Source organism: Paenibacillus sp. NPDC056933, from assembly GCF_042674385.1.
Classification (GTDB): Bacteria; Bacillota; Bacilli; order Paenibacillales; family Paenibacillaceae; genus Paenibacillus.
Map to the genome: position 1 here is coordinate 1,328,651 of NZ_JBHUQN010000001.1, position 11,879 is coordinate 1,340,529.

Below are 11,879 nucleotides of genomic sequence, written 5' to 3' on the forward strand. Positions count from 1 at the left end.
TATGTACTTATATAATAAGAAAATGACGATGCTCCATATACGCTAATGAATCCGATAAAGGTGGTCGTAAATTGATGCTGACAAACATTCGCAATGTATACTGTGTAGGACGAAATTATAAACTTCATGCAGAAGAATTGGGCAACGCCATTCCGGATGAACCGATGATCTTTATGAAGCCTTCTCATGCAGTTGTGCCTTTGAACGGTGAAATGCTTCAATTGCCTGCTACAAAGGGCGAAGTTCATTATGAGGCTGAACTGGTCGTTCAAATCGGCCGAGGTTATGAGCCGGGTATGGCTGTGGATGAATTGGTTGATGCGTATGCGTTCGGCATTGATTTTACATTACGTGATGTACAGACGGTTATCAAGAAAAAGGGCCATCCGTGGACAGCAGCCAAAGGGTTCAAGAACTCGGCTCCGGTTACTGCATTCCAGGCATTTCCGGGGGCTCAGGCACTTCTTGAGAAAGACTTTACACTCACCAAGAATGGTGCCGAAGTCCAACGGGGGAACATTCGTAACATGATCTTCAGCCTTCAGGACATTGTGGATTATGTAGGTTATCATTACGGTCTGGGCCCTGGAGATGTTATCTTCACAGGGACACCAGAAGGCGTAGGACCAACAACAGCAGGAGATGTGCTCGAATTGGCTTGGGGCGGCGAATCCCTAAGTAAATGCACCATTGGGGCAGCACAATAAGCATTATACATGCAACCAACTTACAGTAAATATGAAATCGGCGAAGGGGCGTATGTACGCTCCGTTTTGCTATGTCGTCTTTTCAGCCAAATGACATGCCGGTGTGTGCAGCTTACACCAAGCTGTAGGCTGCATTGGCGCTCTCCGTTACCAACTCTTCCAGTTCAGCGGTCTGTACCGCGTGTTGCTCCGGGCTGATACTTCCACTTGCGAGACGCTGGTCCAATTGCTCTCTAAGTTGCCTTACCTGTAGAGAGATGACCTCATTGATATCCCCACCATTCTCCTCCGCAATCATTCTCAATGATTTTCCAACGTACAGATCCTGAACCAAATCGTCTTCTGACGCTTGATTAAGAGCACTTAATAATTCGTCTCCACTTCCGTCCTTGGTATCTAAATTAACGATGGACCATTTAGCCAGAGGTATGGGAGAGATGGCCGATTTACCCCAGGCTGTCCCAGCGAAAGACATGGTGACAATCATCGTTCCTACGATCATTACGCGTTTCATGTTCATTTGTGCATCCTCATTTCATATGTCGTTCTGAGAATAGTGTAACCGGGAAAGCTGAAGTGAAACTTAAAACCGGATAAGTAATTCCAATCCTCATTGGCATGGTCGGTAAAATAATATTTTAATCCACACTTGACAGGTTGGGTTAGTAGGTTATATGATGAACTCAATTATTTTAACACTCATTAAATGAACAGTGAAATAAATTGAACTGAAGCGAGCTGATTGGACCACCAAAGGCTCCCGGGACTACTCCACTATGGAATGTCCTCGGGAGCCTTTTTTTCGTATGGTTATGACGTTTCAGACGACAAGGAGGAAGGAATGAGCGATAGAGACTGGGAAGCGCTGGAGAAGACAGATTGGTTATTTCGCAAAATGGTTAGACGATTCGTAAAAGAGCGAGATCGAATATCCGTGGAAGGCATAAGCCTGCCCGGTATGCTCATTCTGCACAAAATCATTCGTGAAGGGGAACAGCGTTTGGGAGATTTGGCTGAACAACTGGATTTCACTTCAGGTGCCATCACAGCCTTAACCGACAAGCTGGAGAAAAAGGGACTTACAATCCGCAGACGCAAGGAAGATGATCGACGGACCGTTTTGCTGGACATTACTGCCAGTGGGCGGGAGATGTATGCTCGGAACAGCAATATCGGTGCCCGATGTATCACGCTTCTGTTTGAGGGTTTTTCGACGGAGGAGCTGGAGCAGCAAAGCCAATTCTATGTGCGGGTACTAGCGAATCTGGAGGGCTTCTCGGATACCCTGCTGGAATTGGCAGAGAACAACGGGATGCAGGAACACGATCCGTCCACCAAAAGTGACCCTGAACAGAAGCAGAGGGAAAATACCGGGAAGAGTAATTATCTCAGTTATTAACGTTTGATCAGATAGTGAAACCAAACAATCCAAGGGAGAGATGATCAATGGGGCATTCAACAATATATCCAACCGGGGCAACCGTATATAACCCGGATAAGGCTTGGGGCGGTTATACCGTCTATCAGGCAGGCGAGGAAGGTGTTGTACTAATTGATATGAATGGTAAAGAGGTCCACCTGTGGAAAGGGCTGCTGGGCTTTCCGGCCAAAGTGTTCCCTGGCGGCTTTGTATTGGGCAGCACGGGTCGAAGAGATCCGAAGTTCGGTATCCAGGACAATGTCGACTTGGTTCAAGTGGATTGGGAAGGCAATATTGTATGGAAGTACAACAGCTACGAACACATTGAAGATCCGGGATATGACCCGCTATGGTACGCCCGCCAGCATCACGATTTCCAGCGGGAGGGCAATCCGGTCGGGTATTACGCTCCTGGGCTTGCACCGAAGACACAGGGCGGGAAGACTCTGATCCTCGCGCATAAAAATGTGAGCAATCCGTCCATTTCGGATAAGCCTTTGCTTGATGATGCGATTATAGAAGTTGACTGGGAGGGAAATGTATTATGGGAATGGCTGCCGAACGAGCACTTTGAGGAACTGGGATTCGATGAGGCAGCCCGTAATGTTCTGTTCCGTGACCCGAACACACGCTCATTTGGACATCTCGGTGGTGGGGTGGGCGACTGGCTACATATTAATTCAGCTTCTTATGTGGGTCCAAACCATTTCTATGAAAATGGAGACGAGCGGTTCCATCCCGATAATGTGATCTGGGATGCCAGAGAAGCGAATATTATCGCAATTACCGACAGACAGAGCGGTAAAATTGTATGGAAATTGGGGCCCGATTATTCTTTGCCTGAAGTGAAGCATATCGACACCATTATTGGACAGCATCATGCACATATCATTCCTCAAGGTCTGCCTGGAGAGGGGAATCTGCTGGTATTCGACAATGGAGGTTGGGCTGGTTACGGCCTTCCCAACCCAGCTTCTCCCTATGGATTGAAACATGCGGTGCGCGATCACTCGCGTGTGCTTGAGATTAATCCGGTGACCTTGGAAATGGTATGGCAGTATACATCGGCGGAAGCAGGCTTCTCTGTCCCCACCGATTCCTATAAGTTTTACAGCCCATACATCAGTTCGGCCCAGCGCCTGCCTAACGGAAACACGCTGATTACCGAGGGCTCCAATGGCAGATTGTTCGAAGTTACATCGGAGCATGAGCTGGTTTGGGAGTATGTCTCCCCTTATAAGGACGTACGGAATACCAATATGGTCTATCGTTCGTATCGCGTGCCTTATCACTGGGTGCCGCAGCTGGAGAAACCGCAGGAGGTTGCCATTGAAGCCATTGATGTCTCTACCTACAGGGTGCCGGGAGCGGCTCCCAAAGGCTCTGTATCCGTTGTGACCGTCGAGGTAACACTGCCGTTTGTTGAAGGTGCTGCCTGTGTAGCCACGTCAGATGAAGGCAAGCAGGGCAGCTAAGAGCGAGGAACAATGAATAGAACGAATGGGGTGCATATTGTGAGAAAACCAGCCATCCTAAATGGTGCATTATTAACGCTCTTATCCATGATATTGATATTATCGGGTTGCTCTTCCAACGGAACGGTATCCGAAGCAAAAGGCGCCACCGGCAAAGATGCCAAAAACGTAAAAATTCGGATTGCAGATACAAGTACCAACCCAATGTTCAGGATCGCTATCGCCAAAGGTTTTTTTGAAAGCCGTGGTATTGATGCAGAAAGTATTACGTTCGGCTCACCGGCTGAAGGTGTAAATGCGTTATTTATCAAGCAGGTGGATATTGCCTATGGGGCTGATTTTCCTGTATTGAACGCGTTGGCCAAAGGAGAATATTCTGTCATTGCATCCGCAGGTCAGGCGACGGATGAAGCAGCAGCTGCCTGGAAGCTGTATGCCAAGAACGAAATTCAGAGCGGAGCAGATTTGAAAGGCAAGAAAGTGAGCTTCATCCGAGGCACATTTATCCCCTATCTGTGGGATGAATATCTGAAAGATCAGGGATTGGTGCTGAGTGATGTGACCCAGGTTGGTCAGGGCGCTTTTGATGAGTCCTACATCGCACTGAAACAGGGGGAGTTGGACGCCACCTGGGTGATCGGGTCTGCTTTGACCGATAAATTCGATACGCTTGAAGGGGTGCATCAGCTGACCGATATGTCCCAGACGCCTGTACGCCTTGGTATGGGGGTTGTTGCAAGCAATGAATTCATTCAGGCGAACCCGGAAACGGTGAGTGCGTTCCTTGCAGGGCTGGATGAGGCTTCCGCGTATGCTCAGGCGCATCCTGAAGAGGTTGCAGACTTAATGTATAAGGAAACCAAACAGCCCAAGGAGGCCACTTTGAAGGATCTGCCCATCAATCCATGGGAGGTCGGATTCACACAGGCGGCCTATGACAGCTTGGCAGGGCAGAAGAAGTATATGGTAGAGAACGGAATCATTGAACAGGATTTTGATCTGGATAGCAAGCTCAATCTGGGACCCCTTAAGCAGGTGCTTCCGGATAAAGTGACTTACATGCAATAACTTTCCCAAAGGAATGGAGGAATCTTTATGTCCTTACCCGCAGATCAGCATACCATTCGTATTGAGCAGCTTCGAAAAACGTACAATGCCCCAAGCCGTGGGGATGTGCACTATATTATCAAGGATGTCGATCTGGTCATCAAGGGAGGAGAATTCTTTGTTCTCCTTGGTCCCAGCGGCTGCGGCAAATCCACACTTCTGAATATGATAGCAGGTTTTATTTCAAAGTCGGGTGGACAGCTTAAGGTGGATAACAAGGAGATTGAAAGGCCAGGCAGGGATCGGGCAATGGTATTCCAGCAGGCAGACTCTTCTCTCTTCCCGTGGCTCACCGTCAGGGAGAATGTTGAATTTGGGCTTCGGATGTCCAACATGCCGAAGTCTCAGCGGCGTACGATTTCAGACCGGTATATCCAGCTTGTTGGACTGGGTGGTCATGAGGCCAAGTTTCCGAAGGAACTGTCGGGTGGTATGAAGCAGCGGGTTCAATTGGCCCGGGTACTCGCGAATGATTCGGCTATTTTGCTTATGGATGAACCATTCGGTGCGCTGGATGCCATGACCAGGCGGACGATGCAAAAAGAGCTGGTGAACATTTGGCAGGAAACCCACAAGACCGTTATTTTTGTCACCCATGATATTCAGGAAGCATTGCTTCTGGGCGAGCGGATCGGGATTATGTCGGTAGGGCCATCTTCCAATATAACGGATCTGTACCATAATACGCTGCCTTACCCTAGGAATATTGCTTCATCGGAGTTCAATAGCCTGTACAATCAAATTCAAAGCCACTTTGAAGAATAACTGAGGTGATTTGCAAGATGCGATGGTTGGAGAAAAAATGGGTGTCCATCCCGATGCTGTGGGTAACGGTTATTCTGATCTGGCAGCTCGGCGCCATTCTCTATGGACCTGATGTAATCCCAGGTCCTTGGGATACGGTCCAGGGAGCTCGAGAATTGATTGCTGACGGTACGCTGATGCAGTATATTGGAATCAGCTTCACTCGTGTGCTAGCGGGATGGGTACTCGGAAGCGTAATCGCCATTCCGATAGGACTCATCATCGGCAAGGTGCATATGATTCGGTTGTTCGTTGAACCTTTCCTTAATTTTATCCGTTTTATCCCGCCGATTGCGTTTATTACTTTATTTCTGGTCTGGTTCGGCATTGGAGAACAGTCGAAGATTGCCCTTATCATGTATGCAACATTCTTCATTGTTGTGCTGAACACACTAACAGGTGTGCTCTCCATTGAAGAAGACAAAATCCGTTCGGCCCGCAGTATGGGGGCAAACGAATGGCAGATTTTGCTGCATGTGATTGTTCCGGCGACGACCCCTTATATTTTCACCGGTGTGCGATTGGCAATGGGTACGTCCTATATGGCCATTATCGGTGCAGAGATGATTGCTTCGAATGAAGGGGTAGGTTATCTGATTTGGAATTCCCGCTTATTCTTTCGGACGGATTGGATTTTTGTCGGCCTGATTTCTCTGGGCTTTATGGGATTTCTCACTGATCGGCTGTTTAACTGGTTTGGTCGCAGAGTGCTCCATCGTTATGCTGTAATTAGTAGTGCAAAACGGGTCTGAACGGGAGAGTAACCATGATAAATACCTGGGGTCATGCAGTAAAATGCGTGCCTGATTAATCCTAATTTGACGATTCAATTTAAACTTGATTTGGCAGCTTTTCACGTTGCCGAATCAGGTTTTTTGTTTGCTGAATTCAGGGGTTTCGGCATTGGGATCAAACCGTGGTATAATTAAAATTCAAAAATACAATAAAACGTCATGTGGGCCATTTATACTGCCACATGGAGGAGAACTTATGGACTGGATGATTGGCGCCGTATGCGCTTTTATTGTGGCGGGTGCTGCCTATGCGAAGAAGTCGCTAACTCTGTCTGGCTGTCTGGCAGCGATCTTAATGGGAACCATATATTACGGAGCGGGCAACCTGTTCTGGTTTGGAACACTGCTGTTGTTTTTCATTACCTCAACGCTGTTCTCCAAATTTCGCAAGGATCGCAAGCAGGAGCTTGAGAAATCGTATGCCAAGACAGGCAATCGTGATGCTGGACAAGTCATGGCTAACGGTGGAATCGGCATGTTTCTTGTTCTGGGGAACTGGATTCTTCCACACCCCGCCTGGATGTATGCTTTTATTGGTGTCATGGCTACCGTTACATCAGATACATGGGCGACCGAGTGGGGGAGTCTCAGCCGCAAGCCGCCACGCTCTGTCGTGACGTGGAAGGTACTGACTCCAGGTACTTCTGGAGGAGTTTCTCTGCTTGGAACACTGGCTGCTGCAATAGGCGGAGCTTTGATAGGCGCGGGTGCGTTCTTCTTTTCCTGGATTGCCGGGATCGGAGGTCTCGGTCTGCTCAGCTGGACGTGTGTCGGTCTTGTGGGCGGATTGGCTGGAGCTTTTGCCGATTCTTATCTGGGAGCAACGGTTCAGTATATGTATCGTTGCACGGTGTGCGGGCGCGAGGTTGAGGTAAGCGAACATTGTGGACATCCAACGGTCCGTTCACGTGGCTGGACATGGATGAGTAATGACTTGGTGAACGTTCTCAGTTCGGTTATCGGTGGATGTTTGGCAATCGGTCTGGGGATCATTTTGGCGTTGTAGGGAGGGAGTGCATTTTGAGCACTGTGCACGGAGACAAATCGGAGGCTATTTTGGATGCGGCTTACGGTATTTTCGGTTCAAAAGGATTCTATGAAACGAAAATGTCCGATATTGCAGATGAAGCGGGCATCGCAAAAGGCACTATTTATTTATATTTTAAAAGCAAGGAACAATTATTTATCGCGGTTTCCATGCGGGACTGCAACAGTTTTATCAGCAGGCTTGACTATGCTCTGAAATCACATGAGAATACAGGAGATAAACTTGCTGCGATTGCCAAGACTCATCTTACGTATTATTACGAGCGTCGCAATCATACCAAGCTGTTTTTTATGGCCCCGAATAACGATCCGGATCTGATGAAATTTATGAAAGCATTTATGAACGAATATATGAGCATGGTGTGTGCGGTACTGCAAAGTGCAAATGTACCTGAGCCTGTGCTCTTGGCGGAAGCTTACATCGGAATTCTCGACCGGCTGAAGATGGATATCATGCTGAATCCGGAGTTTAACGAGGAAGATCTGAACAAACGAATTGCTTTTGCAGCAGCTCTGTTTCTGGACGGATGCCGTTCCTTTTTGCAAGTATAACCTGAATTTAGCAAGTGAAGCTTGATATTGAATTTCATTTTACAGAGAAGTAGGTAACGAGCAATGAACATAATGACGGTAGAGCAAGTTGCGAAAAGTTATGGTGAGAAAATATTGTTTAAAGATGCCTCATTCGGCATGGGCGACCAGGACAAGATTGGTGTCGTTGGAGTCAACGGAACCGGGAAGTCCACATTTTTGCGCGTCATTGCAGGCATGGAGCCACCGGATGAAGGGCAGATCTCGATTGGGAATGATGTACGTATACAGTTCCTGGCACAGAATCCGCAGTTTAACCCGGATAATACCGTACTGCAACAAGTTTTCGAGGGCGACAGCCTGGAGATGAAAACGGTACGTGAATATACGGAAACGATGGAGCTATTAGAGCTCAATCCTTCCGATCCTGCTTTGCAAGAGCGTTTGTTGCGTTTGAATCAGCAGATGGAGCAGCTTCAGGTTTGGCAGATGGAAAGTGAAGCGAAAAGCATTCTGTCCAAATTGGGCATCCGTCAATTCGATGCCTTGATGGGCACGTTGTCTGGTGGACAACGTAAACGTGTGGCGCTTGCCTCTGCGCTGATTCATCCTTGCGAGCTGCTCATTCTGGATGAGCCTACGAACCATATCGATAATGATTCCGTGGTTTGGCTGGAACAATATTTGCAAAAACGGCGCGGCGCCCTGCTCATGATTACGCATGATCGTTATTTCCTGGATCGTGTAGCGAATGTGATGCTGGAGCTGGATCATGGCCGTTTATTCCGATATGAGGCCAACTATACCCGCTTTCTGGAATTGAAGGCTGAGCGGGAGGAACGTGAATCCGCATCGGAACAAAAGCGGCAAAACCTGCTGCGTACAGAGCTTGCATGGATTCGTCGCGGTGCCAAAGCGCGGACAACGAAGCAAAAGGCGAGAATTGATCGCTTCGAACAGTTGAAAGACCAACAGGGACCCAATCGCTCAGGCTCATTGGAAGTATCCGTCGGTTCCACTCGTTTGGGCAAAAAAATACTGGAGATCGAACATCTGTCCAAATCGGCGGATGGTCGTAAACTGATTGAAGATCTGAGTTACATTGCGGTACCTGGTGACCGCGTAGGCATCGTTGGTCCAAATGGCAGTGGTAAATCGACCTTGCTGCAGATGATCTCCGGGAAGCTTGAACCGGATTCAGGTGAGGTAGTTGTAGGTCCTACGGTTAACCTGGGTTACTTCACACAGGAACACCAGGAGATGAATGAATCTTTGCGGGTCATTGAATACATCAAGGAAGTGGCCGAGAATGTGAAAACGGCTGACGGTTCTCTCATTACGGCAGCACAAATGCTGGAACGTTTCCTTTTCACCCCTGCGTCACAGTGGACACCTATCTCCCGTCTGTCTGGTGGAGAGAAGCGTCGTCTGTATCTGCTGCGCGTATTGATGGCAGCGCCCAATGTGCTGCTGCTGGATGAGCCGACGAATGACTTGGACATCCAGACACTCGCTGTGCTCGAAGATTACCTGGATGATTTTCCGGGTGTGGTATTTGTCGTATCCCATGACCGCTACTTCCTCGACCGGACCGTGGATAAAGTGCTGTCTTTTGAAGGCGACGGTGTTGTACGCGTGCATGTTGGCGACTACAGCGAGTACGCGGAATGGATGCTGAAGAATGCACCAGGATCTTCTGCGGAGAATGATGCGGGTGGGGCAGCGACCAAGGCGAAGCCAGCTGCGGAGGAAAGCAAGCCTGCTGTATCAGCAGCCAAGCCGAAGCTGAAGTTCAGCTTCAAGGAACAGCGTGAATATGATCAGATCGATGAGAATATTGAGAAGGCCGAAGCCAATCTCGCCCGAATTAACAAAGAGATGGAAGAATCATTCAGCGATTCTGCCCGTCTGCAGGAGTTAATGGCAGAACAGGCTGAGGCAGAGAGCCATCTGGAGGAACTGATGGAACGCTGGACCGTTTTGAATGAGCTCGCTGAACAGATTGAGAAAAGCAAGTCTTAACATATCCCAATGAATCGTCCTCTCTTCAAAAAGTGACTTGTAGTTGCTTTTTGGGAGTAGGGCTATTTTTTTGTGATGAAGTAAAGACGTATCGTTCGAAAGACGCTGCATGTATTGAAAAATGAAATGCGTGAACACAAGGCACAGTTAGAGCTGTTGGAACGTAGGTATCGTGAATATGTTGAACGAGCGGATTGAGATATTTCAAAGAAAAAGGACACTTTCAGCGCACCGAAACGATGCTGCCAGAAGTGTCCTTTTTTTACTTGATAGTGATTAACTACACATGATTATAGTCGGCATACCGAACAAGATCGTCATTACTACGTGAATCATTCATTCAAACGATGTATTGCCACATCACTTCAGTTGACCGCATTCAAAATTTACTTGGTCGTAATATAAGCGGCAAGCAGTCTCGCTGTATTCAAGACGGCATCTTTATGCGTACGTTCCATGGAATGGGAAGCATGAACTCCTGGACCAATCAACGCTGCACGGATGTTATTTCCTCCACGCAATGCAGCGCTGCCATCGGAACCGTATTGGGGATAAATATCAACCACATAGTCAAGGTTCGCTTGTTTGGCTAGTTCAATCAAACGGGTCGTCATGTCATAATCATATGGGCCGGATGAATCTTTGGCACAGATGGAGACATCCGTTTCTTTACAGCTGAGGTCATCACCCATAGCGCCCATGTCTACAGCGATCAATTCGCTGATTTCTGCAGGAATATAAGACGCGCCGTGTCCAACTTCTTCGTAGTTCGAAATGAGCAGCGAAACGTTATGTAGCGGTTTCCAGCCTTCCCGATGTGCAGATTCCAGAATACCGAACAGGGCAGCTACACTAGCCTTATCATCGAGATGACGCGATTTGATATATCCGCTAGGCGTAATGACCGCACGCGCATCGAAGGAAATAAAGTCCCCGACAGAGATACCCAGTTCCAGAACATCTTCCTTGGATGAAACTACTTCATCAATGCGAACTTCCATATGGTTCTCGCTTCGCTCAAACGTACGTGCATCCGGGTAGACGTGTACAGACGGATGAAGGGAGAGAATGGTGCCTGTATAGGTCTTTCCATCACGTGTATGAATGATGCAATACTCATTCTCAATACTGTTCATCGTAAATCCACCAACAGAAGTCAGCTTTAATGTACCGTAAGACGTAATGGAACGCACCATGGCTCCCAGCGTGTCCACATGTGCGCTGAGTCCGATTGTTCTGGATGAATCCTGTCCGGGCAAAGTGAGTATAACTCCGCCTTTGTTGTTCAATTCACAAGTGATATTCAGTGATTCGGCTTCCTTGCGGATCATCTCGATAATATGGTGGGTATAACCGCTCGGGCTGGGAGTATCCAGTAATTTTTTTAGAAAAGACAGGACATAAGATTCATCAATGATAAAATTCATGCTGAAATTTCCTCCTCGTTTATATGGGTATGTAAAAAGGTGCTCAAAAAAAAGAATAAAGCCTGCCTAGCGGAATGCACAAGTTCCATTCCTGATTGCCAGCAGGCTGCCTCTGATGTGTTACAACGTACCTTTCGGGTTACCTTTGCGTTGACTCTGAATGGAGTCTGGCTCTGCAGAAACACTATCCGATTCGGTGGTTCCGAACGAATCCTTCGTTTTAAAAGAGTCCAGCGAAGCGCTGTTTGTTGTGGAGCTTTCCAATTCGGATACACGTAATTTCAATTGCTTGTTCTCGCGTTGCAGACGATATTGGCGGAAGATGCCATAAGACCCTACAATGATTCCCCCGATTAAGGTACAGCCCAGAATCAGCAGGATCAGTGGGATTTGAACCGTATTGAACAGCAGGTTAACTTGTACGGAATCGACATTAATAACGGCAAAGATTCCCGTAAGCAATGCAAAAACAAGACCCGCAATGAGTGCCCATTGCATTTTCATGGTGGTGCCTCCTTGTTGAACAATTCAGGACTATGTATGCA

General features: G+C 47.8%; 12 protein-coding genes. 9 read left to right on the top strand and 3 right to left on the bottom strand.

The window, feature by feature from the left end; all coding sequences use genetic code 11:
• The first annotated feature begins 74 nt into the window (after nt 1-74).
• On the top strand, nt 75-707 hold the full coding sequence (locus tag ACFTRD_RS06150) for a fumarylacetoacetate hydrolase family protein (RefSeq protein WP_379378164.1): 633 nt from the start codon (nt 75-77) through the stop codon (nt 705-707).
• Nucleotides 708-819: 112 nt separating this feature from the next.
• Here the strand turns inward: ACFTRD_RS06150 and ACFTRD_RS06155 are convergent, their stop codons facing one another.
• Nucleotides 820-1,227, bottom strand: a complete 408-nt coding sequence (locus ACFTRD_RS06155; RefSeq protein ID WP_379378165.1) for a hypothetical protein — start codon at nt 1,225-1,227, stop codon at nt 820-822.
• 321 nt (nt 1,228-1,548) lie between these two features.
• Here ACFTRD_RS06155 and ACFTRD_RS06160 point away from each other — a divergent pair, with 321 nt between their 5' ends.
• The 8 genes from ACFTRD_RS06160 to ACFTRD_RS06195 all read left to right on the top strand — a co-directional run bounded on the left by ACFTRD_RS06160 (nt 1,549) and on the right by ACFTRD_RS06195 (nt 9,907).
• Nucleotides 1,549-2,106, top strand: coding sequence for a MarR family winged helix-turn-helix transcriptional regulator (locus ACFTRD_RS06160; protein WP_379378166.1), 558 nt, complete (start codon nt 1,549-1,551; stop codon nt 2,104-2,106).
• Nucleotides 2,107-2,153: 47 nt separating this feature from the next.
• Entirely contained in the window at nt 2,154-3,602 is a 1,449-nt protein-coding gene (locus tag ACFTRD_RS06165) for an aryl-sulfate sulfotransferase (protein ID WP_379378167.1), read from the top strand.
• Nucleotides 3,603-3,614: 12 nt separating this feature from the next.
• Nucleotides 3,615-4,670: an ABC transporter substrate-binding protein gene (locus ACFTRD_RS06170; protein WP_379378168.1), complete on the top strand. Its 1,056-nt coding sequence runs from the start codon at nt 3,615-3,617 to the stop codon at nt 4,668-4,670.
• A gap of 27 nt (nt 4,671-4,697) precedes the next feature.
• A complete protein-coding gene (locus ACFTRD_RS06175; protein WP_379378169.1) occupies nt 4,698-5,474 on the top strand; it encodes an ABC transporter ATP-binding protein in 777 nt (258 codons plus the stop codon).
• A gap of 53 nt (nt 5,475-5,527) precedes the next feature.
• Nucleotides 5,528-6,265, top strand: a complete 738-nt coding sequence (locus tag ACFTRD_RS06180; protein ID WP_379381203.1) for an ABC transporter permease — start codon at nt 5,528-5,530, stop codon at nt 6,263-6,265.
• A gap of 238 nt (nt 6,266-6,503) precedes the next feature.
• Nucleotides 6,504-7,313 (top strand): DUF92 domain-containing protein, encoded by an 810-nt coding sequence (locus ACFTRD_RS06185; protein ID WP_379378170.1) that lies wholly within the window; start codon nt 6,504-6,506, stop codon nt 7,311-7,313.
• Nucleotides 7,314-7,327: 14 nt separating this feature from the next.
• Nucleotides 7,328-7,906 carry a TetR/AcrR family transcriptional regulator gene (locus tag ACFTRD_RS06190; RefSeq protein ID WP_192265928.1) on the top strand — a complete coding sequence of 193 codons (579 nt, stop codon included), beginning with the start codon at nt 7,328-7,330 and terminating at the stop codon, nt 7,904-7,906.
• A gap of 63 nt (nt 7,907-7,969) precedes the next feature.
• Entirely contained in the window at nt 7,970-9,907 is a 1,938-nt protein-coding gene (locus tag ACFTRD_RS06195) for an ABC-F family ATP-binding cassette domain-containing protein (protein WP_379378171.1), read from the top strand.
• A 386-nt stretch (nt 9,908-10,293) separates the two neighbouring features.
• On the opposite strand, the gene ACFTRD_RS06200 is transcribed toward ACFTRD_RS06195, so the two are convergent.
• Nucleotides 10,294-11,334, bottom strand: coding sequence for a M42 family metallopeptidase (locus ACFTRD_RS06200; RefSeq protein ID WP_379378172.1), 1,041 nt, complete (start codon nt 11,332-11,334; stop codon nt 10,294-10,296).
• A 120-nt stretch (nt 11,335-11,454) separates the two neighbouring features.
• Nucleotides 11,455-11,838, bottom strand: a complete 384-nt coding sequence (locus ACFTRD_RS06205) for a LapA family protein (protein WP_379378173.1) — start codon at nt 11,836-11,838, stop codon at nt 11,455-11,457.
• Nucleotides 11,839-11,879 lie beyond the last annotated feature (41 nt).

Coding starts and splice junctions, on each gene's coding strand:
- ACFTRD_RS06185 (WP_379378170.1), top strand. CDS start 6,504: ATGGACTGGATGATTGGCGCCGTATGCGCTTTTATTGTGGCGGGTGCT.
- ACFTRD_RS06165 (WP_379378167.1), top strand. CDS start 2,154: ATGGGGCATTCAACAATATATCCAACCGGGGCAACCGTATATAACCCG.
- ACFTRD_RS06200 (WP_379378172.1), bottom strand. CDS start 11,334: ATGAATTTTATCATTGATGAATCTTATGTCCTGTCTTTTCTAAAAAAA.
- ACFTRD_RS06175 (WP_379378169.1), top strand. CDS start 4,698: ATGTCCTTACCCGCAGATCAGCATACCATTCGTATTGAGCAGCTTCGA.
- ACFTRD_RS06170 (WP_379378168.1), top strand. CDS start 3,615: ATGAATAGAACGAATGGGGTGCATATTGTGAGAAAACCAGCCATCCTA.
- ACFTRD_RS06155 (WP_379378165.1), bottom strand. CDS start 1,227: ATGAACATGAAACGCGTAATGATCGTAGGAACGATGATTGTCACCATG.
- ACFTRD_RS06180 (WP_379381203.1), top strand. CDS start 5,528: ATGCTGTGGGTAACGGTTATTCTGATCTGGCAGCTCGGCGCCATTCTC.
- ACFTRD_RS06205 (WP_379378173.1), bottom strand. CDS start 11,838: ATGAAAATGCAATGGGCACTCATTGCGGGTCTTGTTTTTGCATTGCTT.
- ACFTRD_RS06150 (WP_379378164.1), top strand. CDS start 75: ATGCTGACAAACATTCGCAATGTATACTGTGTAGGACGAAATTATAAA.
- ACFTRD_RS06195 (WP_379378171.1), top strand. CDS start 7,970: ATGAACATAATGACGGTAGAGCAAGTTGCGAAAAGTTATGGTGAGAAA.
- ACFTRD_RS06160 (WP_379378166.1), top strand. CDS start 1,549: ATGAGCGATAGAGACTGGGAAGCGCTGGAGAAGACAGATTGGTTATTT.